This is a genomic window from Limosilactobacillus pontis DSM 8475 (genome assembly GCF_001435345.1).
Taxonomy (GTDB): Bacteria; Bacillota; Bacilli; order Lactobacillales; family Lactobacillaceae; genus Limosilactobacillus; species Limosilactobacillus pontis.
Map to the genome: position 1 here is coordinate 58,551 of NZ_AZGO01000055.1, position 24,133 is coordinate 82,683.

Consider the following 24,133-nt stretch of genomic DNA (forward strand, 5'->3'; position numbering starts at 1 on the left):
CTTACATCTCCGTTCGTCCTTGAACCGCCTTGAACAGGGTCATCTCGTCAGCATAGTCGATGTCGGCACCGACCGACAGGCCATGGGCCAGACGGGTCACCTTGATCCCCGCCGGCTTGATTAGCTTGGCAAGGTAGCCAGCCGTCAGCTCCCCGTCCGAGGAGGCGTTGGTAGCAATGATGACCTCCTTGACATCATCACTCTTCTGGAGCCGCTTCAGGAGGCTGGTGATGTTGATGTCCTCGGGACCGGTCCCGGCAACGGGCGAGATGACCCCCTGCAGGACGTGGTAGAGGCCATGATACTCATGCATTCTTTCCATGGCCATGATGTCTTGAGACTGTTCAACCACCAGGATCTTGGACCGATCCCGGGTCTTATCCCGGCAGATCGGACAGGGGTCATCCTCCGTGATATTGCCGCAGATGCTGCAGCTGTGGAGGTCGCGTTTAGCCGACAGGAGGGACTTGGCAAAATTGGTCACGTCATCCTCCTCCATCCCCAGGGTGTAGAAGGCCAGTCGGGTGGCTGTCTTCTGGCCGATTCCCGGTAGCTTGGTGTAGCTCTCGATCAGCTTGGCAAGTGGTTCTGGGTACTGCATCAATTACATCCCCATGCCGCGGGTGTACTTACCGAGGGTCTGCTGAGTGGCATCATTGACCTTGGTCATCCCGTCGTTGATGGCAGCCACCACCAGGTCCTGGAGCATATCAATGTCGTCGGGATCAACGGCCTCCTTCTTGATCTTCAGGTCGACCAGCTTGTTATCACCGGTGAAGGTCGCGGTCACCATATCGTCGGGTGCCTTGCCGATAAACTCTTGCTTGGCCAGCTCCTCGTGTTCGGCCATCATCTTTTTCTGCATTGCCTTAGCCTGCTTCATCATCTGTTGCATATTCATTCCACGCATCATAATTTCATCCATCCTTTACGTTTAGTTATCTTCTATTTTAACAATATCATCGCCAAAAAGCTGCTTTGCCGCGGTGACAGGATCCTGACTGGCGGCTGAGTGAGCTGGCTGATTATCAGCCGGGCCGTCATCATCACCATCAACCGGTGGTTCCTCCGGCAGGGGCGGTTCCGGGCTCGCCGGGACCGTTGGCTGGCTAGCTGGTGCGGCGGTCGTAGCTTGGCTTGGGGCCTGACTAGCAGCCGACTTCGGTGCCGCGCTGGCCGTTGTTTTGCCGGTAGCTGGCTTACGGCGGTCGAGGCCGTGTTCCTTAATATAATTTTGCCGAATCTGCGGCCACTTATTCTTTGGAACGAAGACCACCTTGTATTCGGTCCCCATCAGCTGCTGGAAGGCGCCCTCCATCGCCGCAATCAGGTTATCATCCGTTGTGGCCTCTTGGAATAGGAAGGCGTAATTAAAGGCAACGATTACCCCGGTAGCACTGGCCGCCACTGGCTTGGAGACGTGCAAAAGAGAACGCTGTGGGACCGTCAGATGGTTGAGCATATCCTCCCACAGGTTCTGAATGTTGACCAGGTCCTTACGGGTTGCTGCACCAAGAACCGGATAAATCTGCCCCAGGTTAACCTGGACCTTACGCTGTTTGACGCGCGGCTGGGCCGGCTTCTTAGCTACTGCCCCGCCACTGGTCTTAAGCTGTTGCACGGTCTGCTGAAGTTGTTGAACCTCCTGTTGAAGCTGCTTAATCGTCGCATCAGCCGCCGGACTCGGCTGGGCCGGTTGCGCAGTCGTATCCTGTTGGGGGACCGCCTGTGCATCTGCCGGGGTCGGCTGGTCCTTGATCTGACACAGCTTAACCGTCAGGACCTCCAGGTAGACATCCGGATGGGTGGTAAACCGCATCTCCTCCTGGATGTCGTTGAGTTCATCGATCATCCGGTAGAGGCTGGTGGCAGATACCGCCGCACTGAGGCTCTTGAAGTCCTCATCCTTGAGTCCGGTGGCCGCCACGCTGATCAGGTCCGGGGACTCCTGGTATAGGAGGACGTCCCGAATAAAAGAGATCAGGTCCTCGATGAAGCGCTGACCATCCTTCCCCTCGGTCAGGATGTCCTTCATGGTATCGAGGGCGTTGGCACTCTCGTGGTGGGCCAACTCCAGGAAATATTTCTTGAGCAGCTGCTTGGTCACACTGCCGGTCACCAGGAGGGCGTCATCAAGTTTAACCTCGTTGTCACTGAAGGAGAGGACCTGATCCAGGATACTCAAAGCATCCCGCATTCCTCCCTCGGCAGCGTTGGCGATCACCCACAGGGCCTTCTCCTCGTAGTCGACCTTCTTCTGGTCGAGGATGTACTTCATCCGGTCGAAGGCATCCTGGGCACTGATCCGACGGAAGTCGAAGCGCTGCACCCGGGAGATGATCGTCAACGGGATCTTATGCGGTTCGGTCGTCGCCAGGATAAAGATGACGTTCGCCGGTGGCTCCTCCAAGGTTTTCAGCAGGGCATTGAAGGCCCCGGTCGAGAGCATGTGGACTTCGTCAATGATGTAGACCTTGTAGTCGGCCTGGGTGGGCGCGTACTTGGCCTTATCACGGATATCACGGATCTCCTCGACCCCGTTGTTGGAGGCTGCATCAATCTCGATCACGTCATTGAGCTGTCCCTTGGTGATTGCCTGACAGATATCACACTGGTTGCATGGTTCGCCATCCTTAGAATGGTGGCAGTTGACCGCCTTGGCAAAAATCTTGGCCGCCGACGTCTTTCCCGTTCCCCGCGGTCCCGCAAAGAGGTAGGCGTGACTAATCTGGTTGGTGATGATTGCGTTCTTGAGGGTCTGGGTAACAATCTGCTGGCCGACCAGCTCATCAAAGCGCTGGGGCCGCCAAACCCGATATAAAGCCTGATAACTCACGCAAACTCTTCCTTTCTAAATAACAAAGTGCTAATAAATATTATACAAGCTTTCACGCTCAATTGGCGATCAATCTGTTTAGCATTTGAAGAAAATTACATGGGCGCGTGATCATACTTAATTTGAGTCCCCCCATTAGCTGGATAAAGTAAAAGGGTTACGACAAAATGGTGCTTTGTCGTAACCCAATGAGTTGATTATCAATAAAACTTAGAGCACAAGCTGCTTCATACTTAGTGCTGCTTCCTTCCGGACCTGACACGGTTCGTAAGTGCAACCTTGCTCTAAGGCCTTACGGCAATATTTATAGTACACTACTTCGCCGTGAAATGCTAGCCCCTTGCTCGACGTTTTTTCCGGGCGAGCTTCTTTCTTTTCCGGATCGCCCGAAAGAAGTCCTTCAGCATCTGACTACATTGGGTCCCCAGGATGCCGCTCTCAACATGCACCTGGTGGTTCAACCGCTGATCATTCAATAAGTGGTAAAGGCTGTCCACCGCCCCGGCCTTGGGGTCCTTGGCCCCGTAATAGACATTTTTGATCCGGGCATTGACAATCGCTCCACTACACATGATGCAGGGCTCAAGGGTGACGTAGAGATCGCACTCCTCCAGGCGCCAGCTTCCCATGGCGGCGCAGGCCTCCATGATCGCCAGCATCTCAGCGTGGTAGGTCACATCCTGAAACTTCTCCCGCATGTTGTGCCCACAGGCGATGATCTTACCATCATGGACAATCACTGCTCCGATCGGTACCTCCCCCAAGAGCTGGGCTTGGTGAGCCTCCGCAATCGCGGCCCGCATATACTTCTGATGTATTTGTTCCTCTGTCATAAAATTTCTCCGTAGATCAAAACACTTTTCTTCATTTCCAGTGTATAATAGTTAACTGATTTTTATCTAGTGATAGTCTAAAAAGTTTCACAAAGTTAATCGCCGTCATCATTACCGTATATCGTGTTTCACTAAATTTGAACCACAATATATGGTATTTTTTAATTGATTTTTACGCATTTCCCGCTATACTAGAAAACATCGACAGACGATTTCAAACTCAAAGGAGGGATTAGGATGGTAACGGTTTTTTCCAAAGATAACTGCATTCAGTGCAAGATGACCAAAAAGTTTCTAAAGCAACACCAGATCGACTTCATCGAACACAACATCGACGAGCAACCCGAATACGTTGACCAGTTGAAGGCTGAAGGGTTCATGGCAACCCCGGTTGTTAAGCTCCCCAACGGTAACGCATTTTCTGGCTTCCGTCCAGACCGCCTTTCACAACTGGCATAACGGTTGAACGTCACCCCGAGACCAGGGCAGCGCAGTGAGTCCCCTCACCCTTGCCCTGGTTTATTTATTGCAACTCAAAGTTAGAAAGCGAGCATCAGCATATGGCACTATCTGATATTGACCTGACTAAGGTCCGCTACTTCGACCTCAATAACGAGGTTAACATCCCCCGCAACGGACAGATCCAACTCGACAAGGACAAAGAGGCCCTGGCGGACTTCATCGAACACAATGTCAAGCCGAACACCAAGCAGTTCTCTTCATTAAAGGAACGCTTCGCCTGGTTGGAAGACCACGACTACATCGAACGCGGCTTCATGGACAAGTACAGTCTAAGCTTTTTGGAGAAGTTGTACGCCTACCTTAAGAGCCAGGATTTTCACTTCCACTCCTTCATGGCCGCCTACAAGTTTTACGCTCAGTACGCGCTGCGGACCAACGACAAGGAATACTACCTAGAGAACTACATCGACCGGGTTGCCATGAACGCCCTCTACCTGGCGGACGGGGATGAGGACCTGGCAATGGACCTGGCCGATGAGATCATCCACCAACGCTACCAACCGGCGACCCCGACCTTCCTTAATGTCGGCCGGAAGCGGCGGGGTGAGTTTATCTCCTGCTTCGCCATCCAAACGACTGATGACATGAACACCATTGGGCGGACAATCAACTCCGCCCTCCAGCTCTCCAAGATCGGTGGCGGGGTCGGCATCAACCTATCCAACCTCCGGGAGGCCGGTGCCCCGATCAAGAAGATCAAGGGCGCCGCCAGCGGGGTCGTTCCGGTCATGAAGCTCCTCGAAGATAGCTTCTCCTATTCCAACCAGCTCGGCCAGCGGCAGGGAGCTGGCGTGGTCTACCTGAGCGTCTTCCACCCCGACATCATCGAATTTCTCGGAGCCAAGAAGGAAAACGCCGACGAGAAGATTCGTTTGAAGACCCTCTCTTTAGGTGTTACCGTTCCTGACAAGTTCTACGAGCTGGTCGAGCGCGACGAAGACATGTACCTCTTCAGTCCCTACGATGTCGAGCGGGTCTATGGGGTCCCGTTCTCCTACGTTGACATCAGCAAGGAATACGACAACATGGTTGCCAACGACGAGATCCACAAGAAGAAGCTCAACGCCCGCGATCTTGAGGACGAGATCAGCAAGCTCCAGCAAGAATCCGGTTATCCCTACATCATCAACATTGACACCGTCAACCGGGCCAACCCGATTGCCGGCAAGATTGTCATGAGCAACCTTTGTTCAGAGATTGCCCAGGTCCAGGTACCATCCCGGGTCAATGATGATCAGACCTACACCGAGCTGGGCCAGGACATCTCCTGTAACCTCGGCTCGACCAACATTGCTAACATGATGGAAAGCCACGACTTTGGCCGGTCCATCCGGGCAATGGTCCGGGGATTGACCCGGATCAGTGATGTCGAACAGATTGACACCGTCCCGACCATCAAGCATGGTAATGCCCTCACCCACGCCATTGGTTTGGGGGCGATGGGCTTACACGGCTACCTGGCTAAAAACCATATCCAGTACGGCAGTCCGGTCGCCATTGAGTTCACCGGCATCTACTTCATGTTGCTGAACTACTGGTCCCTGGTTACCTCTAACGAGATCGCCAAGGAACGGTGCGAATCCTTCCACGACTTTGACAAGAGTGCCTACGCCGACGGTTCCTACTTTGATAAATACGTCAGCCAGGACTGGCGGCCCCAGTCCGACGTCGTCAAGGAGCTCTTCAAGGGCATCTTCATCCCCGGTCCGAATGACTGGAAGGCGCTCCGTGACCGCGTCAAGAAGGATGGTCTCTATAACGCCTACCGCCTGGCCGTAGCACCAAACGGTTCGACTGCCTACATCAATGACTCGACCGCCAGCCTGACCCCAATCGTCAACCGGATCGAGGAACGCCAGGAGAAGATGATCGGTAAGATCTACTACCCGGCCCCATACCTATCTAACGACACGATGCCATACTACAAGTCCGCCTACGATACTGACATGCGTAAGGTCATCGACACCTACGCGGCTGCCCAACAACACGTCGACCAGTCGATGTCTTTGACCCTCTTCATGCGATCCACCATCCCGGCCGGACTCTACGACTGGAAGGCTGGTCGGACCAACAAGATGACCACCCGGGACCTTAACCTTCTGCGCCACTATGCCTACAAGAAGGGGATCAAGTCGCTCTACTACATCCGGACATTCACCGATGATAACGACGAAATCGGGGCCAACCAGTGTGAGAGCTGTGTTATTTGATTTGCTGCTGGCCACCTGCTAAACTTAAAAACGCTAATACGATATTTGTTTAATTATGATAAAGGAGTCGCGCAATGAAGCTTGAAGAAGAATTTAAGCCACTGAAAAAATATAAGGCGATCAACTGGAACGAGGTTTCCGACATGATCGATAAGGCGACCTGGGAGAAGCTGACCGAACAGTTCTGGCTAGATACCCGGATACCGGTTTCTAATGACCTTGATGACTGGCGGGAACTAGATGACGACCACCGCTGGACAGTTGGTCATGTCTTCGGGGGATTGACCCTCCTGGATACCGTGCAATCTGAGGCCGGTCTGACCGCCCTCAAGCAGGACGTCAAGACCCAGCATGAAACTGCCGTCCTGAACAATATCCAGTTTATGGAATCGGTCCACGCCAAGAGTTATTCCACTATCTTCTCAACCCTGAATACTCCCGACGAGATCGACGAGATCTTCAACTGGTCCGATTCCGAGGAGTACCTCCAAAACAAGGCCACCAAGATTGCCAACATGTACCTTGATCCCGAAGAGGACCCCCTCAAGAAGAAGGTTGCCAACGTCTTTTTGGAGACCTTCCTCTTCTACTCCGGCTTCTACACACCGCTCTACTACCTGGGTCACAATAAGCTGAACAACGTGGCCGAGATTATCAAGCTGATCCTCCGGGACGAATCCGTCCACGGTACCTACATCGGCTACAAGTTCCAGGTTGGCATGCACGACCGGACCGAGAAGCAGCAGCAGGACATGAAGGACTTGGATGTACAACTTCCTCTATAATCTTTACAGCAATGAGGAAGAGTACACCAAGATTCTTTATGACCAGGTTGGCTGGACGAGCGACGTTTTGACCTTCATCCGCTACAATGCCAACAAGGCCTTGATGAACCTCGGGCAGGAACCACTCTTCCCCGACACCGCGGCTGACGTCAACCCCGTCGTCATGAACGGAATCTCCACCTCCACCTCCAACCACGACTTCTTCAGCCAAGTCGGTAATGGTTACCGGCTCGGTGAGGTTGAGGCGATGAGTGACGATGACTACAACATCAAGGACCCTAACGCCGGTAAAGACAAGAACTCACGTGAATAATTTACTTAGCCCTGCTCACCAGACTACTGGTCGGCAGGGCTTCTTTTGTTCGCCAATGTGAATCTTCTTTCAATCAATGAATGAAGCAAATTTTATGCACCCCGATGCAGTAAAAAATATACCAATATTTTTCCTAGTATGGTGCTCCTTGACAGAATAATATTGTAAGCGAATTCAGCCGAATAACCATTGTTCACAGTGTCACAAAGTGCTTGATTTCCGTTTGAGCGTATATTATTATTAACCATGTTCAAAGCGTAACAAACTTATTAAAGGTTAAAGGAGCAATTTGTTATGGCTAATCAAAAGAAGCAAACCATTGAATCAAAGGAAAGCAAGCAACAACAGGCTCAGGCAATGGTCGATGACCTGATGCAAAAGAGTCTGGATGCTTTTGAGAAATTACGATACTATTCACAAGAGCAAGTTGACAAGATCTGTCAGGCGATGGCCCTGGCTGCCGAAGAACATCACATGGACCTGGCCGTTGACGCCGCCAAGGAAACTGGCCGGGGGGTTGCCGAAGATAAGGCGATCAAGAATATCTACGCCAGTGAATACATCTGGAACAACATCCGTCACGACAAGACGGTCGGGATCATTGAAGACAACGATGAAGACCAAACCATCACCATCGCGGACCCGCTGGGTGTGATCGCCGGAATCGTACCGGTTACCAACCCAACCTCCACCACGATCTTCAAGTCCATCATCTCCGCTAAGACGCGGAATACGATCATCTTCTCCTTCCACCCACAGGCCCTGCAGTCCTCCATCAAGACCGCCAAGATCCTGCAGGAAGCCGCCGAAAAGGCCGGTGCCCCAAAGAACATGATCCAATGGATTCCACAATGTAGCCTGGAAGCCACAAACGCACTGATTACGAACCCGAACACCGCCACCATCCTGGCAACTGGTGGTCCGGCCATGGTCAAGGCTGCCTACAGTTCCGGTAACCCAGCCCTGGGGGTTGGTCCTGGTAACGGTCCAGCCTACATCGAAAAGTCAGCTAACATCGCCCGTTCCATCTACGACATCGTCCTCTCCAAAACCTTCGATAACGGGATGATCTGTGCCTCCGAAAACTCCGTTGTGGTTGATGATGAGATCTACGATCAGGTTAAGGAAGAATTCAAGAAGTGGAACTGCTACTTCATTAAGCCAAACGAGATCAAGACCTTCACTGACGGCTTCATTGACCCCGAACGTCACCAGGTTCGGGGCCCCATCGCGGGTCGTTCCGCCAACGCCATCGCCGAGATGTGTGGTTTGAAGAACGTACCAGCCAACACCAAGGTCCTGATCGCCGAATACGACGGGGTCGGTGACAAGTACCCGCTGTCCGCCGAGAAGCTGTCCCCAGTGCTGACCATGTACCGGGCCAGCTCCCGTGAGAACGCCTTTGATATCTGTCGTCAACTCCTGCACTACGGTGGTGAGGGACACACGGCTGCTATCCACACCTTAGACGAGGACCTGGCCACCAAGTACGGCCTGGAGATGCGGGCCTCCCGGATCATTGTCAACTCACCATCCGGGATCGGTGGTATTGGTAACATCTACAACAACATGACGCCTTCCCTGACCCTGGGAACTGGTTCCTACGGTGGTAACTCGGTTTCCCACAATGTTACTGACTGGGACCTCTTGAACATCAAGGTCATCGCTAAGCGGCGTGAGAACCGTCAATGGGTCAAGATCCCCCCAAAAGTATACTTTCAACGGAACTCATTAAAAGAATTGCGGGATATCCCAAACGTTGAGCGGGCCTTTATCGTTACCGGCCCGGGGATGAGCAAGCGGGGTTACGTTCAACGGGTGATCGACCAACTACGGCTCCGGCAAAACCGGACGGCCTACCTCGTCTTTGATGACGTTGAGGAAGACCCATCCACGAACACCGTTGAGAAGGGTGTCGCAATGATGAACGACTTCAAGCCGGACACGATCATCGCCCTCGGTGGTGGTTCACCGATGGACGCCGCCAAGGCAATGTGGATGTTCTACGAGCACCCCGAAACTTCCTGGTACGGCGTAATGCAGAAGTACCTCGATATCCGGAAGCGTGCTTACCAGATCAAGAAGCCGGTTAAGTCCCAGATGATTGCCATCCCAACCACCTCCGGGACCGGTTCTGAGGTGACCCCATTCGCGGTTATCACCGACTCCAAGACCCACGTCAAGTACCCACTGGCCGACTACGCCCTGACGCCAAACATTGCGATCGTCGACTCCCAATTCGTTGAGACGGTTCCGGCCAAGACCACGGCCTACACGGGTTTGGACGTTCTCTGCCACGCTACTGAATCCTACGTTTCCGTGATGGCAAGTGACTACACCCGTGGTTGGTCACTGCAAACCATCAAGGGGGCCATGGAATACCTGCCGAAGTCAGTCCGCGGCGATAAGCTCGCCCGGCGGAAGATGCACGACTTCTCCACGATGGCCGGAATGGCATTTGGTCAGGCCTTCCTGGGAATTACCCACTCCCTGGCCCACAAGATGGGTGGTGCCTTCGGTCTGCCTCACGGTCTGCTGATCGCCATTGCTATGCCACAGGTCATCCGTTTCAACGCCCAACGGCCACAGAAGCTTGCCCTCTGGCCACACTACGAGACTTACCACGCAACTAAGGACTACGCCGACCTAGCCCGGTTCATCGATCTGCAGGGTAACACGGACGAAGAATTGGCGGAGGCCTACGCCAAGAAGTACATCGAAGTGGCTCACGAATGTGGTGTCAAGCTGAGCCTTAAGGACAACGGCGTTACCCGTGAACAATTCGACAAGGTTGTTGACCAACTCGCTGTCCTGGCCTACGAGGACCAATGCACGACCACCAACCCGGTTGAACCGCTGGTTAGCCAACTAAAGGAACTCCTGGAGCGTTGCTACGACGGTACCGGTGTGGAAGATGTTAAATAACTTCAATTAAATTTGATTAGCTAATCAGGGACCACCTGGCAACCGCCGGGTGGTCCCTTTCGCGTCGATTATTTAAAAATTTTTCAAGGCCGTTATTCCCCGCCACACCGGGCTTGGCAGGGGTTGGGCGATCTGGTAAAATGATAGTATCAAATACTAACTAAAGGAGGAGCGTAACATGCTTAAAGAATTCAAAGAATTTATTGCCCGCGGCAACGTGATGGACATGGCCGTCGGGATCATCGTCGGTTCGGCCTTCACGACCATCGTCAAGGACCTGGTCGCCTACCTGATCAATCCACTGATCGGGCTCTTCGTCGGCAAGATCGACCTGTCCAACATCGTTTTCACCATTGGCGCCGCCCAATTCAAGGTCGGTTCCTTCCTAAACGCGGTGATCAACTTCCTGATCATCTCCTTCGTCGTCTTCCTCCTGGTCAAGGGAGTCAACCGCTTCCGTACCAAGAAGGAAGAACCAAAAGAGGCTAAGCCGAGTGCTGAAGTTCAATACCTCAAGGAGATTGCTGAGACCCTGAAACAGCAACAGGATCAGCCTTCCCCAGTGGCCGTTAAAAGCCAGGCGACGTCAACAACAAAATCTGAGTAGGCAAAAGCAGGTGTGCTCTCTGGATTGGCACACCTGCTTTTCTCATCTAATTGTCGTATTCATTATCCCCGGACTGGGTCACCAGCTCTAGGGTGTTGGCGGCCGTCATGTTCTCTTCAACCGCGTCCTGGTCATTATAGTCGTGACCATTGACGGTGTTGTCCCCGCTAGACGTCTGCAGACGGTAGCCATCGACTGCGGCCACATGGACCTCGTTATCTCCAGAGCTGTTTTTGACCCGGTAATGGCCCTCAATCCGCAGTTCGCGGGCCGTGAAGTCGCCGGAGTTAAGTTGAGCCTGTCCACCACTGACCATCAGCCGATTGAGGTCAGCATCGCCACTGACGACGGCCAATTTGGTATTGGTCAGGTTAACCCCGTCAACGACAAGGTTCCCACTCCACAGCTTGACGGTCCCGCCGTTAATTGTGACGTCTTGGGGTACGGTAATGATTAGGTGATCGTTGACCCCGTGCACGCTAAAGAAGAAGTGACCGACCGCCGTTTGGTTAACCGTCAGGGTCCCATCCTTGATCGTTACCCGGGGGCGGTTGCACCGGGTTCCCTGATAACTGACGCCAAACTTGGCCCCATGTCTGATTGTGACATCGGCGCTTGATACATCCAGGTCCAACCGGTCAAAGTGTTTGCTGGTTAACTGCCAACTGCCCTGGTGCTGCAGTTGAGGGCGGCCCCCGCTGAACTCAATGTTGCGGTCACCATGGTTGAGGTAGCCAACCAGTAGGGCGACCAGCCCAACCATTAGGACCAGCCAGCCAATCTTAAACATTCGTTTCATGATTAGTCCCCTTCCCTCGTGTCTGAATCTTCCGGTAGATAAACTTAGCAAAGTTAGCAACCGCCTGAGCCAGCAGGCGGACTAACCAGTAGAGCAGCGGCAGGCAGACCATGAAGCCACCGATTGCCGCCAAACCAATCCCACCGTAGTAAAGACCGGTCATCGGAGCCGTGAAAAGCATACTGATCCCGACATAGAGGGTCGCCCCTGCCGCCACGGCTAACGAGCCAACCACGGCGACCGCCCCCACTGCTAGGCCGAAGAGACAGGCAGCCATTGCGATCAGGATCACCACCGCCAAGCCAACCCCAAAGGTCAGCGGTGAGGTGATGATGGCAATTAATACCCACCAGAAGACTTGCCAGCTAGAATGGGTGCTAGCCGGGCGGCCATCCTGAGCTGACTGGTCATTAGCCCTGATTGAGTAGTCGGCCAGGATCTGCCGACTCAACTGCCGGGGCGTCCCCAGCTTCCCCTCGATTGCCTGGCGGCTGGTCAGGTCGCCGTCAGCAATAAACTCGTCATAAAACTCCAGCGCATCCTGGCGCTCCACATCCGTCAACGGACTGAGGTGGCTGGCCAGGTCCGCAATGTATCGTTCCCGCGCGTTCATTTTGCATCCCCTCCCCCATCTGGGTTAAATATCTGATCAAGAGTGTTCTTGTAGTCGTTCCAGAGTTGCCGAACCCGGGCCAGGTGGCTCTTCCCATCGGCCGTAATCTGGTAGTAGCGACGATTTCGTCCCTGGTAGGGCTGGTCGTAAGTGGTCACGTAACCGTCCTTCTTCAGTCGCCGCAGCACCGGGTACATCGTCGATTCTGAGATCGTGATGACCTCCTGGACACGCTGGGTCAGTGCATAGCCGTAGTAGTCATTACGCTCTAAGATGGCTAGCACAATCCCGTCCAGGAGGTCCGCCGTAATCTGAATCTTCATCAGAACCTCCTCCTTCATCTTATATTATATCTTGTATAGTATTATATACAGGCAAGTTTTTATTAGCAATACCTTTTTAACACAAAAAAGTGGCTAGTGAGAAAACCTTATTTTCTCACCAGCCACGATTAGTTTTCCGAATATTACAATGCAGTTACGGGAAACCTAATAGGCTATCGCGTCGTAAGCCACTTATACTAACCGAATTAACGACGAGCCATCGCTTCCTCGTAATCCTTGGTCCCGACAAATACCGGATGCAGGTACGGGTTGATGTGCATCTTCTTGGCCCGCTTCCAGATGATAGCGAAGACAACCACGTTGATCGCTAGCGAGAGGACCGCAATCATCCCCATCATGTGCGGATCGGCGGCCCCGGGGTGAACGGCCGGGTTCATCACCCCATCCTTGTATAGGACAGGTAGGACCGCAAACTTCCCGGTACCTTGGAACTCTGGTACCACCTGGGCAAACATGCACCAAATAGCCAGGGTGAAGGCCCGATTTTGGATCCAGCCACCCTTGTTCCAGAAGGCCGCGGCAAAGGTTGGCGCCAGCAGGAGAGCCACTCCACAGTACCAGGTGTGGGTCGGTAGGTTGGCGTAGGTGTACTCGAAGTTCCAGACATCGTAAGCTAAAATAAATAGCCAGGTCATATCCGGCCACAGCATGTCATCCTCGTTCTTGGACGAATAGATGCCGAACCAGCCGGTCATACAGAAGGCGTTGAGGATACCGGCTAGGCCGTTGAGGACGTTCCACCAACCACCATAGAGCCAGACACCCTCGGATGACAGCCACCACTGACTACCGGTGGTCTGGAGGGCGCGCATCCCCTGAATAGCCGATTCAAAGTCGCTCCCGACGGCGATAAAAATATTAATTGCAACAATAACAAACGGGAACATCTTGAACCAGTAGGCCTTGCCGAGGCGTCCCCGGTGGTACTTTAGGATCATGAAACCAATACAGCCGAAAGTGGCCGCGTAAAGCTTAGCATAGTGAAACCAGCTGTTCATGTGAACGTAGGTCTGGTTGTGCAACGCCCATGACTGACCATGGGCCGCGCAGACATAGATCGTGATGAAGTAGATGGTCAAACAGACCGGCAGGATGACGAAGAAGAGCAATCCCCCAAGTCTGCTCCGCCGGGCAATCTCGTTGGCGACAATCAAGCTAATGAAGACGAGAAACCAGCCGAGAAACTGCCAAGTCGCTTGGTCACCGTAAACCTGGAATAGCATTTTCATTACCTCCCCATCGTGTTGTTGAATGATTAGGAAAACGCTTTCTATCACGCCCTTATTGTACAATAGTGTATTTTTGACAAACAACGTTTATTTCTGGGCGATTGTGATTGGATTCTGGGTATACTACGGTGTTACCCACGACGTCAGCGGAATTGACGGCTGGTTCATCACCATGAACTGGGTCAACATCGCCGTCGCTGCTATTCAGGTCTACTTTGGCTACAAGAGCATGTCGAATGCTAACCACATGCACTATGCCGCTAGCTAAGTAGTAACTTTTCCCAATCTACTCCCCAAGGTTTTGACCTTGGGAGTTTTATTTTACTAAAAAGTTTATTTTGTCTAAGAAATCGCTTGTATTTTCACAATATCAGTTCTACAGTTAAGCTATAAGGTGATTGATTTATGTTTCGACCTTTCAATAAATTCAAACATTTTAATCATCTCAAGAAGAGGAGATGTCTTACAATGAAAGCTGCTGTAGTACGTGATAATTGTGATGGATACTTTGACGTTAAGGACGTCCAACTACGTGACCTCAAGGCGGGTGAAGCCCTGGTCAAGATGGAATACTGTGGCCTCTGCCACACTGACCTCCACGTCGCGGCTGGCGACTTTGGTAAGGTTCCTGGCCGGATCACCGGTCACGAGGGCATCGGCCGGGTTGTCAAGGTGGCACCCGGAGTTACCAGCGTCAAGGTTGGTGACCGGGTTTCTATCGCCTGGTTCTTCTCTGGCTGTGGCCACTGTAAATACTGCGTCAGCGGTAATGAATCGCTTTGCCGCCACGTCAAGAACGCCGGTTACAACGTCAACGGGGCAATGGCCGAATACTGCATCGTCGAGGCCAACTACGCGGTCAAGGTTCCTGAAAAGCTCGACCCCATCAAGGCAACGTCTGTAACCTGTGCCGGGGTCACCACCTACAAGGCCATTAAGACCAGCGAGATTCGTCCTGGCCAGTGGATCGCCATCTATGGGGCCGGTGGCCTAGGAAATCTCGACGTTCAGTGGGCTAAGAACGTCTTCAAGGCCCATGTTATCGCCGTTGACATCAACGACGAAAAGCTGCAATCCGCCAAGGAAAACGGCGCCGACATCGTCATTAACTCCGCCAAAACCGATCCAGCCAAGGAGATCCAGGACAAGGTTGGTGGCGTCCAGGCGGCCGTGGTAACGGCCACCGCCCCAATTTGCTACGACCAGGCCTTAGCCTCCGTCAAGGCTGGTGGCAAGGTGGTTGCCGTCTCCCTACCAAAGGGTAACATTGACGTACCGATATCCAAGACCGTCCTCGACGGGATTGAGATCGTCGGTTCCCTGGTTGGTACCCGGCAGGACCTGGCCGAGGCCTTCCAGCTCACGCCTGACGGGGGGATCGACCCAATCGTCCACACCCGGAAGCTCAGTGAGATCAATGATATTGTTGACGAGATGAAAGAAGGTAAGATCATCGGTCGGATGGTCGTCAACTTCACTCACGGTGCAAATTAAAGCAAATGGATAGCAAAGCAGGCTTGGGATGCAAATGTGTCTCAAGCCTGCTTTGTCGTTTAAAAAGAAAAAAGCCGCTAACCAGCGGCTTCTTCCTGTATTAATGAATGTAGGACTACTTAAGGGTAACAGTAGCACCAGCGGCTTCAAGCTTTTCCTTGATTTCGTTGGCTTCGTCTTCCTTAACGTCTTCCTTGATTGCTGAAGGAGCACCGTCAACCAGGTCCTTAGCATCCTTCAGGCCGACACCAGTGATGTCCTTAACAGCCTTGATAACCTTAACCTTAGCAACACCAGCTTCAGTCAATTCAACAGTGAAGCTGTCCTTAGCAGCAGCGTCGCCACCGGCAGCACCGGCAACAGCAACTGGAGCAGCAGCAGAAACGTCGAATTCGTCTTCGATTGCCTTAACAAGGTCGTTAAGGTCAGAGATTGATGCTTCCTTTAATGAAGCAATGATAGCATCCTTATCAAAAGCCATGTTTATTTCCTCCAATATTTAGGTAATTGATTTTAATTTGATATTTAATCTTAATACGGCAATTATGCGGCTTCGTCTTCCTTGTCGGCAACGGCCTTGACTGCACGGGCAATCTTCCGCATTGGATCTTGCAGTGCAGATGCAAGCATTGACAACAGGTCTTCGCGACTTGGCATAGTAGCGTATTCGTTGATTTCATCGAGAGTCTTAACGCTCTTTTCGATGAAGCCACCCTTGATTTCAAGAGCGTCGTGGTCATCAGCGAACTTCTTCAAGATCTTTGCTGGTGCGATTGGGTCTTCGTTTGAGAAAGCCACAGCAGTAGGACCAACAAAGGTGCTCTTCAGGTCTTCGTAGTCAGTACCTTCAACGGCCCGTTCAAGAATCTTGTTCTTGATAACTGACATCTTAACACCGGCGTCACGGAGTTGCTTACGCAAGTCGGTAACTTCGGCAACCGTCAAACCACGGTAGTCAACAACAATGGCTGATTGTGCATCGTTAAGCAGGACTTGGGTGTCCTTAACGATTTCAGCCTTCTTAGCAATAACTGCTTCACTCATGAATTTTCACCTCCTGCAATGTATTTTGATCGGATTTTATAAAAAAATCCCTATGACCGCAGACATAGAGAAGGAACTTACATTTCTTCCTCGGCAGGCAATGGATTAAGGCTTACGCCACCTGAGTCTTAGGCAGAGTCATATTTAATCAACTTAGTTAGTTTAACATGCTTCACCAATCCTGTAAAGGGATTTTTCTATTTTTCGCCTTCCTGGAGGCGAACTATCTTGGCGGAGTTGCTTGAGGATTGCCACAATTATCACTCCCTCTAGAGGAGTTTCTTATTATATGATGGTCAATCAGCACCTAATTATAAAATACTTTTCCCCAATACCCATCTCTTCGCCAGCCGAATGCACACGAAAAGCCCCGGGCACGTCACGATCGCGCCTGGGGCTTAGGAAACACACTTAAGATATTAATTTGAGAAACTGAGAATAATCACTACTTACCGGCAACGGCGTCTTGAAGGGCTTCGCCAAGCTGCTTCATGCCGGCCTTGATCTTGTCCTCCGGGGCGTTGGAGTAGTTCAGGCGGAAGGCCCCCGGCTGTGGTTTCCCCGCAAAGAACGGGTCGCCGGGCACGAAGGCCACATTATGCTTCAGACATTCCTTGAAGAGTTCGACGGTGTCGGCCACCCCGGGTACTTCGATCCAGAGGAACATCCCGCCCTCGGGATCGGTGTACTTAACCCCGGCCGGGAAATACTGCTTGATCCCGTCGGCCATCAGCTGTTTACGCTTGCCGTAGAGGTCACTGATCTCACGAACATGGGCGTTGACATCGTTGTCCGCAAAGAACTGGGCCACCGCATACTGAACCAGGTTATCGGTATGGAGGTCAGCCGATTGTTTCAGCACGGTCAGCTTGTTGACCACGTCAGCATCGGCAACCAACCAGCCCAGCCGGAAGCCAGGGGCCAGGGTCTTGGAGAAGGTACTCATGTAAAAGACATGGCCGGTCTTGTCAAAAGACTTCACCGCCGGCACGTGCTGACCAGCGAAGCGGATCTCACCGTAGGGGTTGTCCTCCAAGACGTAGACGTCGTACTTGGCCGCCAGCTCAGCCAACTTCTGACGGCGGTCGAGGGCCATCGTCCGGCCGGTCGGATTCTGGAAATTCGGCACCGTATAGACCAGCTTGGTGTTTGGATGGGATTTCAGGGCTTCCTCTAAGGCATCCATCTTCATCCCCTGTTCGTCCATCTCCACACCAGCAAAGTTAGCCCCGTAGGTCTTGAACACATCGAGGGCGCACAGGTAGGTTGGCTGTTCAACCAGGACGGTGTCGCCGGGGTTAACAAAGGCCTTGCCGACCAGGTCGAGGACCTGTTCCGAACCGGTGGTGACCAGGACGTTATCAAGCTCGGCATCGACGTTTTCCTTTTCCTTAACATGATGCTGGATCAACTCACGCAGGGCGGTAACCCCCTTGGCCGCGCCATACTGCATGGCTTCCTGGCCGTGGGTGGCGAAGATCTTGTCCACCGCAGCCTTCATTTCTTTGACTGGGAATAATTCGGGTGCCGGCAATCCCCCAGCAAATGAAATAATTTGCGGATCAGCCGCTGCCTTGAGAATTGCGCCCACCGCATCCGTTCCATCTGCCGGAACACGCTTTGAGAACTTAAATTGTGTCATTGTCGTCACTCCTTAAAAATTAATCTTTCTCATTGATTTTTAACAATCAACGTTGGTAAGCAGTATACACCACCCACCCGAACTTGTTAAGGGGTAATCTCAATTTTCAATCGCCATCAGCCAATCGACCACCGTCCGTTCGTAAGCGGCAGTCTGCTCGGCAAAGACCATGTGCCGGGCCCCCTGGAAGAGCTGCCAACGGGCCCAAGGCAGGTGGTCAAACATCGTCTTGGCTACCAGGGGCGTGCAAAGGTCGTTGGTCCCGTCGATCACCAGCGCCGGAATCTTAATTTGGTCAAGCTTGGCAGTGTACTCGTAGTCCTTGAGGTTGCCCAATGGGTTATACTCGTTGGGTCCCCAAGCAGTCAGGTAGGCCACCTCACCACCCCGCTTGACCCGGCGCAGCGGCTCCGGCGACTGGGGTGTCGCCGGGGTGGCCGCGTGCAGGGTCATGAAGGCCGCATTAGCCCGCTGGTAAACCGGACTAGTGAAGTCCCCCGTCTGTTCAGCCTGGCGAATGGCCGCCTGTTCTTCTTCCGGCATGAATTTGATCAGGCGGTGAAGTTCACTGGCCCACAACCGGGCCGATGACAGGGTGCTGGAGAGGATCACGCCCTCGACCCCCTGGGGCTGGTAATCGCAGAGATAGATGATTGCCAGCATTCCACCCCAAGACTGCCCCAGCAGGTAGACCTGGTCGAGCCCCAAATAGCGACGCAGGTTCACCAACTCGGCCACCCAGGTCCCTGCCGTGTAAAGTTCGGGCTGGTCATCGGGAATCGACGACCGACCGCAGCCCAGCTGGTCATACATAATCAGCTGGCGACCGGCCCGTTTCGCCAGTCCATCCAATAGTTCAAAGTAGTTATGGGTCGAACCCGGGCCACCATGCAGGAGCAACAGCGGTGGGCGGTCACTGGGCGCCCCGGCGATCCGACAATAGGTGTGGAAGTGACCAAAGGGAATGTTAAGCTCGGTTACGTTCATTTTATTCTCCTCCTCGTTCCCACCAATTTTAACATTTTTATCAAACGGGGGTTGACAGATTAAAATTCAGTGAGTATGATGAGAACAATTTAAGACAGAAACAGCAATGCTCAGGACAGTAGGTTAGACGACCGGTCACAGAGACTTGGTGGTTGGTGTGAATCAAGCGACGTCGCCGAACCGAACATCACCTGAAAGCTGGGGGCTGAAGATAGTAGGTTCCCCTGGCCTCGTCCACCATTACCCGGACCACAGATTATCATGTCTGGTTGAGATGGATTTTCCATGAAGAAAAGGTGGTACCACGAGCTATTCGTCCTTTAAGCGTCACAGCGATGCTTGAAGGGCGTTTTTTGTTTCCCTAAAGGAGGTGAGGGACATGAACGAAAGCGACATTAGCGACATCAACATTCTGAACAACTGCCAAACGAATAATTATCATGATCCTCATCCGTGTGGGTAAACGATTGGGGATGGGGTCATGGTCAAATACGAACGGAGGAATTGATTATGACTGCCTTAAACGAACAACAAACGAAATTTGCCCAAGCATTATTCGACGCTTACACCTCGGGTAACCCCCTCCATGAGGCGGACTGGGATGACACCGTCACCGATGACAACACCGCCTATGCCGTCCAGGACCAGGTGATGAAACTCAAGGGGGTCCCAGTCGGCGGCTACAAGGTCTCCCTGACCAGCAAACAGACCCAGCAGATGTTTGACGCTGACTCCCCGCTCTATGGTCAGCAGGTCGACAGCCACTTCCTGCCGTCACCAGCCACCGTCAAACTAGCCGACCAGATGGAACCGCTGGTGGAGGTTGAACTCGCCTTCCGGGCCACGGAAGACCTCCGTCCCGACGATCGTCTTGACGACCTAATGCATAAGACCACGGTCGCCGGGGCGCTGGAGGTCCCTGACTCCCGCTTTGCCGACTGGTTCCCGGACCTCAGCAAGTACAACGTGATGGCCGATTGTGCCGTTGGTGGACTGGTCGTCTACGGCCAGGAGCACCCGACCGCTTCCCTCTTCAAGAACGTTGACGAGCTCGCGACGGTCAACGCCCAGCTCTTCCTCGGCGACCGTAAGCTGGATGAAGGCGTCTCAAGAGAGGTCCTCGACAACCCGCTGTATTCCCTGCAATGGCTGGTTAAGAAGCTGGCCAGCCAGGGAAAGGTCTTCCGGCAAGGGCAACTGGTTTCATCAGGGACCTTCGTCTTGCCGCCAAAACTGGTCCAGGGCCACTGGTTGGTCCGCTTCGGCCATGGGCTGGGCAACGTTGAGTTAACCGTCCAGTAGTTATTTTGCCATTAATGAGTACCATCATCCCTTAAAAGCAGCAAGGCCACGCACCCCGGCCGCGCTGCCTTTTTCAGTACAAAAAAGCCACGAGCAAAAACTCGCGGCTTTTTTTCCTCATGTCTTAAATTAGAATGAAGTCAGATCAAGCGTAACGCTTGGGCCAAAGGTTGAGGCGATTGAAGCGTGCTTGATGTAAGTTCCCCGTACTGAAGCAGGACGAGCCTTAGTGACGATGTCTTCCAACGTCTTCAGGTTTTCAACCAGCTTGTCGGTGTCGAAGGAAACCTTACCGAATGGTACAGCAACGTTACCATCACGGTCAGTCCGGTAGGTAACTTGGCCGGCCTTGGCGTCAGAAACAGCCTTAGCAACGTCCATCGTAACCGTACCAGTCTTTGGGTTTGGCATTAAGCCCTTAGGACCAAGGATCCGACCCAGGCGACCTACCTTAGGCATCATGTTTGGTGTTGCGATGGCAACATCAAAGTCGAGCCAGCCGTCTTGGATCTTTTCTACCAAGTCGTCGGAACCAACAAAGTCAGCACCGGCGTCTTGAGCAGCCTTGGCGTTTTCACCGTCAGCAAATACGATCACGGTTTGGTCCTTACCAGTACCGTTTGGCAAAACAACGGCACCACGTAATTGCTGATCAGCTTGCTTAGTGTCAACGTTTAAGTTAAATGCAACTTCAACGGTTGAGTCGAAGTTAGCAAAGTCAATATCTTTTACTAATTGAACCGCGTCGTTAACAGCGTATTCCTTCTTGCTGTCAACCTTTTTAAGCGCGTCTTGGTACTTCTTACCACGATTCTTAGCCATCTTGTGTTTTCCTCCTTGCAAATGTGGTCTAGCGGAGTTAATACCTCCCACGGAGACGCATTACTTTGATAATGCGTCCGGACTGCTTAACAACTAGTCTTCAACAGTGAAGCCCATGCTGCGTGCAGTACCTTCAATCATGCGCATAGCTGCTTCTACGTCAGCTGCGTTTAGATCTTGCATCTTAGTTTCGGCGATTTGCTTAACTTGGTCCTTGGTTACAGAAGCAACCTTGTTCGTGTTAGGTTCACCGGAACCGTGTTCAACACCAGCGGCCTTCTTCAGTAAGACAGCAGCAGGTGGCGTCTTAGTAATGAAGTCAAATGAACGGTCCTCGTAAACGGTAATTACAACTGGGATCAGCATACCCTTTTGGTCTGCAGTCCGTGCGTTGAATTCCTTAGTGAAGCCCATGATGTTAATACCTGCTTGCCCAAGTGCTGGACCTACTGGTGGAGCTGGGGTAGCCGCACCGGCAGGAATTTGCAACTTGACAACGTTAGCTACTTTCTTTGCCACGAGACAAAACCTCCTTAGTCCGTGTTGTGGTCATGATGAGGCAGAAAATTTACCTCTCCCACAGTATGTCGAATAGCATACCATAGAAACATACCACAGTTATCCTATAATTTCAAGTTTGTTTTCGACGATCAGTCGACCGTGGTGTCAACCTGGTCAAAACCCAGTTCAGCAGAGGTTTCCCGGCCAAACATCTCCACGTTGACCTTGAGCTTCTGCTTTTCGTGATCGACCGCGGTAACCTTCCCCGTCAGGTCGGCGAACGGTCCGGCAATGACCTTGACCGTGTCACCTTCCTTGACGTCCAGGTCGCTGACAGTGATCACGGCACCCATCCGCTTCATGATCCGTTCCACTTCTTCAGGAAGCAGCGGGGTTGGCTTGGAACCCCCACCGTGAGAACCCAGGAAGCCGGTAACGCCTGGCGTATTCCGAGCGATGTACCACGCTTGGTCGGTCATGATCATCTCAACCAGAACGTAGCCCGGGAAGGTATTTTCAACACCCTCCTTGGCCTGGCCATCCTTCACCTGCCGTACCGTCTCGTTTGCAACGACGACCCGGAAGATGTAGTCCTGCATTCCCATTGACTGCGCCCGTGATTCCAGGTTGCTCTTCACCCGGTTTTCGTAACCGGAGTAAGTATGCAAGACGTACCAACGTTTTTCATGCGATTCCACGATAAATCCTCCTTAAAGATTAATGCTTTTCAAAGTTTTTGCCAAAATAAAAAACCTCGCTCGTCACGAAGTTCACCAAATTCAGTATAACAGACAACCCACCGTTTGACCATATCTTAGACAAACAGTTTCATTAATAATTGAATCAACCAGTCGAACAGGGCAAAGAAGAGGACGAAGAACAACGTCAGTGAAATGACAATTGTCGTGTCGCGCCGGTTCTCCTTTGCGGTTGGCCAAACAACCAGCTTCATCTCATGGTTAACACTCTTGATAAATCGAATTAAGTGCATCCTTGCCTCCACCTACTTGCTCTCACGGTGGAGCGTGTACTCACCGCAATGCTTACAGAATTTACGTAGCTCTAATCTTGATTGTCGCTGCGGATTTGCGGTGACCGTGTAGTTACGCGCACCGCACTTGGTACATTCCAAGGCTACTTTTCGTTGGGACATACGACCGCCTCCATTCATTGAATAGGTTAGCACGAAATTCGCGTTTAAATCAACTGGATTGTCAATACCAATAAAACGGCCGGATAGCGATTGTCCGCTCGCCCGGCCGTTTCATCATAAATATTATTTTTGTCGCAGCTCGGCGACCAGTTTACGCCGGCCCCGGGTCAGGGCACTGCGGATCTTACGCTCGTCGCAACCAAGCTGCCCCTTTAACTCCGTGATACTGGCTCCCTGGTGCAGGCGGCTGATTACCTGCCGTTCAAACGGTGAGCACCGTTGCATGAAAGCCTCCAGGCAGAACTGGCAGTAGATAATGTCTTCCGGACGGTTGTGGTGACCATCCACCAGCCGGTCAACATCCTCTTCTCCCAATGAAGAAAGCTGACTAGCAGGAATCCGCTTGTAGGCCTGGCGTGCCCGGTACAAGTCTAACAAACGATTGATCAGGCTTTGCTTGTAAAAGCCCGCAAACCTGGTGAGTGATCCTCCTTGATACCGGTCCAGGGCGCGCATCATTACAAGCTCGGCCTCCTGGCGCCAGTCTTCTAGTTCCAGATCCGTGACGTAGTACTCCTGCCAAAGGCGGCGAACCAGTGGCCAATACTGGTTGAATAGCGCCTGGAACTCCCGACCCTTGCCTGCGCGGGCCGCAGTCAGCAGCCTCAGTTCATCATCATCATTTAAAAAGTACCTATTATTGTGAGTGCAGTGCATGCTTGCATGCTCCTTCCTCGTTTACTTGACTCGTTACGATTTCAACTAGTGCTTATAGCACGCCTAGTTTCCGTCCAGCCTGGTATTTACCTTCCCCAGGCGGACGCCGAAAAGCGCTTTCAAAAAATAGCATCATTTTCGTAAAACCCCCGTGTCTGTTTCTAATCTAACAGAGCACCGCAAATGGTAACAGGTATTTACTAGTTTGACGGAACGCCTAATCGAACGTTAATATCCCATTTTAAGTAGACAAATATTAGTAAAATTAAAAATTATAGCGCTTTCTTTTAGAAATTAAACTTGTCTTGTAAAGAAACGATAAGTGAAAACTGTCAAACAACCTGGGAAATAAGCTTCTCGGTGCCCTGTACGGCTAGTCTAGAGCGGAGGCTGACGCTGGAGGCGTCGGCCTTCGTTCGTAGTCAAATAGACTTGCTACGCTGCGCTAGACGCTA

General features: G+C 52.4%; 25 protein-coding genes, 1 other RNA gene, 1 pseudogene and 2 other annotated features. Of the genes and pseudogenes, 8 read left to right on the plus strand and 19 right to left on the minus strand.

Annotation, left to right across the window (positions count from 1 at the left end; all coding sequences use genetic code 11):
• Position 1 precedes the first annotated feature (1 nt).
• From recR to tadA, 5 genes are all read right to left on the minus strand, one after another.
• The gene (recR, locus tag FD34_RS05190; RefSeq protein WP_275453075.1) at positions 2–604 is read right to left on the minus strand and encodes a recombination mediator RecR; all 603 of its coding nucleotides are present in this window, start codon (positions 602–604) and stop codon (positions 2–4) included.
• The gene (locus FD34_RS05195) at positions 605–913 is read right to left on the minus strand and encodes a YbaB/EbfC family nucleoid-associated protein (protein ID WP_057807447.1); all 309 of its coding nucleotides are present in this window, start codon (positions 911–913) and stop codon (positions 605–607) included.
• Positions 914–934: 21 nt separating this feature from the next.
• On the minus strand, positions 935–2,836 hold the full coding sequence (gene dnaX, locus FD34_RS05200; protein ID WP_057807449.1) for a DNA polymerase III subunit gamma/tau: 1,902 nt from the start codon (positions 2,834–2,836) through the stop codon (positions 935–937).
• A 199-nt stretch (positions 2,837–3,035) separates the two neighbouring features.
• Positions 3,036–3,133, minus strand: an RNA gene (ffs, locus tag FD34_RS08450) — signal recognition particle sRNA small type.
• 35 nt (positions 3,134–3,168) lie between these two features.
• Complete coding sequence (gene tadA, locus FD34_RS05205) at positions 3,169–3,669, minus strand: tRNA adenosine(34) deaminase TadA (protein WP_057807451.1); 501 nt, start codon at positions 3,667–3,669, stop codon at positions 3,169–3,171.
• Positions 3,670–3,906: 237 nt separating this feature from the next.
• Here tadA and nrdH point away from each other — a divergent pair, with 237 nt between their 5' ends.
• From nrdH to mscL, 5 genes and pseudogenes are all read left to right on the plus strand, one after another.
• Positions 3,907–4,128, plus strand: a complete 222-nt coding sequence (nrdH, locus tag FD34_RS05210; RefSeq protein ID WP_057807453.1) for a glutaredoxin-like protein NrdH — start codon at positions 3,907–3,909, stop codon at positions 4,126–4,128.
• 101 nt (positions 4,129–4,229) lie between these two features.
• A complete protein-coding gene (gene nrdE, locus FD34_RS05215; protein WP_057807455.1) occupies positions 4,230–6,401 on the plus strand; it encodes a class 1b ribonucleoside-diphosphate reductase subunit alpha in 2,172 nt (723 codons plus the stop codon).
• A 74-nt stretch (positions 6,402–6,475) separates the two neighbouring features.
• Positions 6,476–7,499 (plus strand): annotated as a pseudogene (gene nrdF / locus FD34_RS05220) (class 1b ribonucleoside-diphosphate reductase subunit beta).
• 294 nt (positions 7,500–7,793) lie between these two features.
• Positions 7,794–10,424, plus strand: a complete 2,631-nt coding sequence (gene adhE, locus FD34_RS05225; RefSeq protein WP_057807457.1) for a bifunctional acetaldehyde-CoA/alcohol dehydrogenase — start codon at positions 7,794–7,796, stop codon at positions 10,422–10,424.
• A gap of 178 nt (positions 10,425–10,602) precedes the next feature.
• Positions 10,603–11,031 carry a large-conductance mechanosensitive channel protein MscL gene (gene mscL, locus FD34_RS05230; RefSeq protein WP_057807459.1) on the plus strand — a complete coding sequence of 143 codons (429 nt, stop codon included), beginning with the start codon at positions 10,603–10,605 and terminating at the stop codon, positions 11,029–11,031.
• Between the two features lie 46 nt (positions 11,032–11,077).
• Here mscL and FD34_RS05235 read toward each other — a convergent pair whose 3' ends face one another.
• The 4 genes from FD34_RS05235 to FD34_RS05250 all read right to left on the minus strand — a co-directional run bounded on the left by FD34_RS05235 (position 11,078) and on the right by FD34_RS05250 (position 14,010).
• Positions 11,078–11,830 carry a DUF4097 family beta strand repeat-containing protein gene (locus FD34_RS05235; RefSeq protein WP_083479882.1) on the minus strand — a complete coding sequence of 251 codons (753 nt, stop codon included), beginning with the start codon at positions 11,828–11,830 and terminating at the stop codon, positions 11,078–11,080.
• Complete coding sequence (locus tag FD34_RS05240; RefSeq protein WP_057807463.1) at positions 11,814–12,443, minus strand: DUF1700 domain-containing protein; 630 nt, start codon at positions 12,441–12,443, stop codon at positions 11,814–11,816. Before FD34_RS05240 ends, FD34_RS05235 begins: the two co-directional genes overlap by 17 nt.
• A complete protein-coding gene (locus tag FD34_RS05245; protein ID WP_057807465.1) occupies positions 12,440–12,766 on the minus strand; it encodes a PadR family transcriptional regulator in 327 nt (108 codons plus the stop codon). Before FD34_RS05245 ends, FD34_RS05240 begins: the two co-directional genes overlap by 4 nt.
• A 206-nt stretch (positions 12,767–12,972) precedes the next feature.
• Entirely contained in the window at positions 12,973–14,010 is a 1,038-nt protein-coding gene (locus FD34_RS05250) for a DUF5692 family protein (RefSeq protein ID WP_057807467.1), read from the minus strand.
• Between the two features lie 79 nt (positions 14,011–14,089).
• Here FD34_RS05250 and FD34_RS05255 point away from each other — a divergent pair, with 79 nt between their 5' ends.
• Positions 14,090–14,284, plus strand: a complete 195-nt coding sequence (locus FD34_RS05255; RefSeq protein ID WP_152936714.1) for a hypothetical protein — start codon at positions 14,090–14,092, stop codon at positions 14,282–14,284.
• Between the two features lie 200 nt (positions 14,285–14,484).
• Positions 14,485–15,510, plus strand: a complete 1,026-nt coding sequence (adhP, locus tag FD34_RS05260; RefSeq protein ID WP_057807471.1) for an alcohol dehydrogenase AdhP — start codon at positions 14,485–14,487, stop codon at positions 15,508–15,510.
• Between the two features lie 115 nt (positions 15,511–15,625).
• On the opposite strand, the gene rplL is transcribed toward adhP, so the two are convergent.
• The 4 genes from rplL to pepI all read right to left on the minus strand — a co-directional run bounded on the left by rplL (position 15,626) and on the right by pepI (position 19,183).
• Positions 15,626–15,991, minus strand: coding sequence for a 50S ribosomal protein L7/L12 (rplL, locus tag FD34_RS05265; protein ID WP_057807473.1), 366 nt, complete (start codon positions 15,989–15,991; stop codon positions 15,626–15,628).
• A 62-nt stretch (positions 15,992–16,053) separates the two neighbouring features.
• On the minus strand, positions 16,054–16,554 hold the full coding sequence (rplJ, locus tag FD34_RS05270) for a 50S ribosomal protein L10 (protein WP_057807475.1): 501 nt from the start codon (positions 16,552–16,554) through the stop codon (positions 16,054–16,056).
• Between the two features lie 32 nt (positions 16,555–16,586).
• Positions 16,587–16,705 (minus strand) — a sequence feature (ribosomal protein L10 leader region).
• 294 nt (positions 16,706–16,999) lie between these two features.
• Entirely contained in the window at positions 17,000–18,196 is a 1,197-nt protein-coding gene (locus tag FD34_RS05275) for an aminotransferase-like domain-containing protein (RefSeq protein ID WP_057807477.1), read from the minus strand.
• Between the two features lie 99 nt (positions 18,197–18,295).
• Positions 18,296–19,183, minus strand: coding sequence for a proline iminopeptidase (gene pepI / locus FD34_RS05280; RefSeq protein WP_057807479.1), 888 nt, complete (start codon positions 19,181–19,183; stop codon positions 18,296–18,298).
• A gap of 97 nt (positions 19,184–19,280) precedes the next feature.
• Positions 19,281–19,507: a binding site (T-box leader), on the plus strand.
• 186 nt (positions 19,508–19,693) lie between these two features.
• On the opposite strand from pepI, the gene FD34_RS05285 reads away from it, so the two are divergent.
• On the plus strand, positions 19,694–20,485 hold the full coding sequence (locus FD34_RS05285; RefSeq protein WP_057807482.1) for a 2-keto-4-pentenoate hydratase: 792 nt from the start codon (positions 19,694–19,696) through the stop codon (positions 20,483–20,485).
• Between the two features lie 129 nt (positions 20,486–20,614).
• Here the strand turns inward: FD34_RS05285 and rplA are convergent, their stop codons facing one another.
• The 6 genes from rplA to FD34_RS05310 form a co-directional block, all read right to left on the minus strand.
• Entirely contained in the window at positions 20,615–21,307 is a 693-nt protein-coding gene (gene rplA / locus FD34_RS05290) for a 50S ribosomal protein L1 (protein ID WP_057807484.1), read from the minus strand.
• Positions 21,308–21,400: 93 nt separating this feature from the next.
• Entirely contained in the window at positions 21,401–21,826 is a 426-nt protein-coding gene (gene rplK, locus FD34_RS05295; RefSeq protein WP_057807486.1) for a 50S ribosomal protein L11, read from the minus strand.
• A gap of 131 nt (positions 21,827–21,957) precedes the next feature.
• Positions 21,958–22,506: a transcription termination/antitermination protein NusG gene (nusG, locus tag FD34_RS05300; protein WP_057807488.1), complete on the minus strand. Its 549-nt coding sequence runs from the start codon at positions 22,504–22,506 to the stop codon at positions 21,958–21,960.
• A 116-nt stretch (positions 22,507–22,622) separates the two neighbouring features.
• Positions 22,623–22,799, minus strand: coding sequence for a preprotein translocase subunit SecE (secE, locus tag FD34_RS05305; RefSeq protein WP_057807490.1), 177 nt, complete (start codon positions 22,797–22,799; stop codon positions 22,623–22,625).
• A gap of 12 nt (positions 22,800–22,811) precedes the next feature.
• A complete protein-coding gene (rpmG, locus tag FD34_RS08455) occupies positions 22,812–22,961 on the minus strand; it encodes a 50S ribosomal protein L33 (protein ID WP_083479884.1) in 150 nt (49 codons plus the stop codon).
• Positions 22,962–23,084: 123 nt separating this feature from the next.
• On the minus strand, positions 23,085–23,678 hold the full coding sequence (locus tag FD34_RS05310; RefSeq protein WP_057807491.1) for an RNA polymerase sigma factor: 594 nt from the start codon (positions 23,676–23,678) through the stop codon (positions 23,085–23,087).
• Positions 23,679–24,133 lie beyond the last annotated feature (455 nt).

Excerpts from the sequence above, each read along its gene's own strand:
- FD34_RS05195 (WP_057807447.1), bottom strand. The coding sequence starts at position 913 with ATGATGCGTGGAATGAATATGCAACAGATGATGAAGCAGGCTAAGGCA.
- tadA (WP_057807451.1), bottom strand. The coding sequence starts at position 3,669 with ATGACAGAGGAACAAATACATCAGAAGTATATGCGGGCCGCGATTGCG.
- nrdH (WP_057807453.1), top strand. The coding sequence starts at position 3,907 with ATGGTAACGGTTTTTTCCAAAGATAACTGCATTCAGTGCAAGATGACC.
- nrdE (WP_057807455.1), top strand. The coding sequence starts at position 4,230 with ATGGCACTATCTGATATTGACCTGACTAAGGTCCGCTACTTCGACCTC.
- adhE (WP_057807457.1), top strand. The coding sequence starts at position 7,794 with ATGGCTAATCAAAAGAAGCAAACCATTGAATCAAAGGAAAGCAAGCAA.
- mscL (WP_057807459.1), top strand. The coding sequence starts at position 10,603 with ATGCTTAAAGAATTCAAAGAATTTATTGCCCGCGGCAACGTGATGGAC.
- FD34_RS05235 (WP_083479882.1), bottom strand. The coding sequence starts at position 11,830 with ATGAAACGAATGTTTAAGATTGGCTGGCTGGTCCTAATGGTTGGGCTG.
- FD34_RS05240 (WP_057807463.1), bottom strand. The coding sequence starts at position 12,443 with ATGAACGCGCGGGAACGATACATTGCGGACCTGGCCAGCCACCTCAGT.
- FD34_RS05245 (WP_057807465.1), bottom strand. The coding sequence starts at position 12,766 with ATGAAGATTCAGATTACGGCGGACCTCCTGGACGGGATTGTGCTAGCC.
- FD34_RS05250 (WP_057807467.1), bottom strand. The coding sequence starts at position 14,010 with ATGCTATTCCAGGTTTACGGTGACCAAGCGACTTGGCAGTTTCTCGGC.
- adhP (WP_057807471.1), top strand. The coding sequence starts at position 14,485 with ATGAAAGCTGCTGTAGTACGTGATAATTGTGATGGATACTTTGACGTT.
- rplL (WP_057807473.1), bottom strand. The coding sequence starts at position 15,991 with ATGGCTTTTGATAAGGATGCTATCATTGCTTCATTAAAGGAAGCATCA.
- rplJ (WP_057807475.1), bottom strand. The coding sequence starts at position 16,554 with ATGAGTGAAGCAGTTATTGCTAAGAAGGCTGAAATCGTTAAGGACACC.
- FD34_RS05275 (WP_057807477.1), bottom strand. The coding sequence starts at position 18,196 with ATGACACAATTTAAGTTCTCAAAGCGTGTTCCGGCAGATGGAACGGAT.
- pepI (WP_057807479.1), bottom strand. The coding sequence starts at position 19,183 with ATGAACGTAACCGAGCTTAACATTCCCTTTGGTCACTTCCACACCTAT.
- FD34_RS05285 (WP_057807482.1), top strand. The coding sequence starts at position 19,694 with ATGACTGCCTTAAACGAACAACAAACGAAATTTGCCCAAGCATTATTC.
- rplA (WP_057807484.1), bottom strand. The coding sequence starts at position 21,307 with ATGGCTAAGAATCGTGGTAAGAAGTACCAAGACGCGCTTAAAAAGGTT.
- secE (WP_057807490.1), bottom strand. The coding sequence starts at position 22,799 with ATGCACTTAATTCGATTTATCAAGAGTGTTAACCATGAGATGAAGCTG.
- rpmG (WP_083479884.1), bottom strand. The coding sequence starts at position 22,961 with ATGTCCCAACGAAAAGTAGCCTTGGAATGTACCAAGTGCGGTGCGCGT.
- FD34_RS05310 (WP_057807491.1), bottom strand. The coding sequence starts at position 23,678 with ATGCACTGCACTCACAATAATAGGTACTTTTTAAATGATGATGATGAA.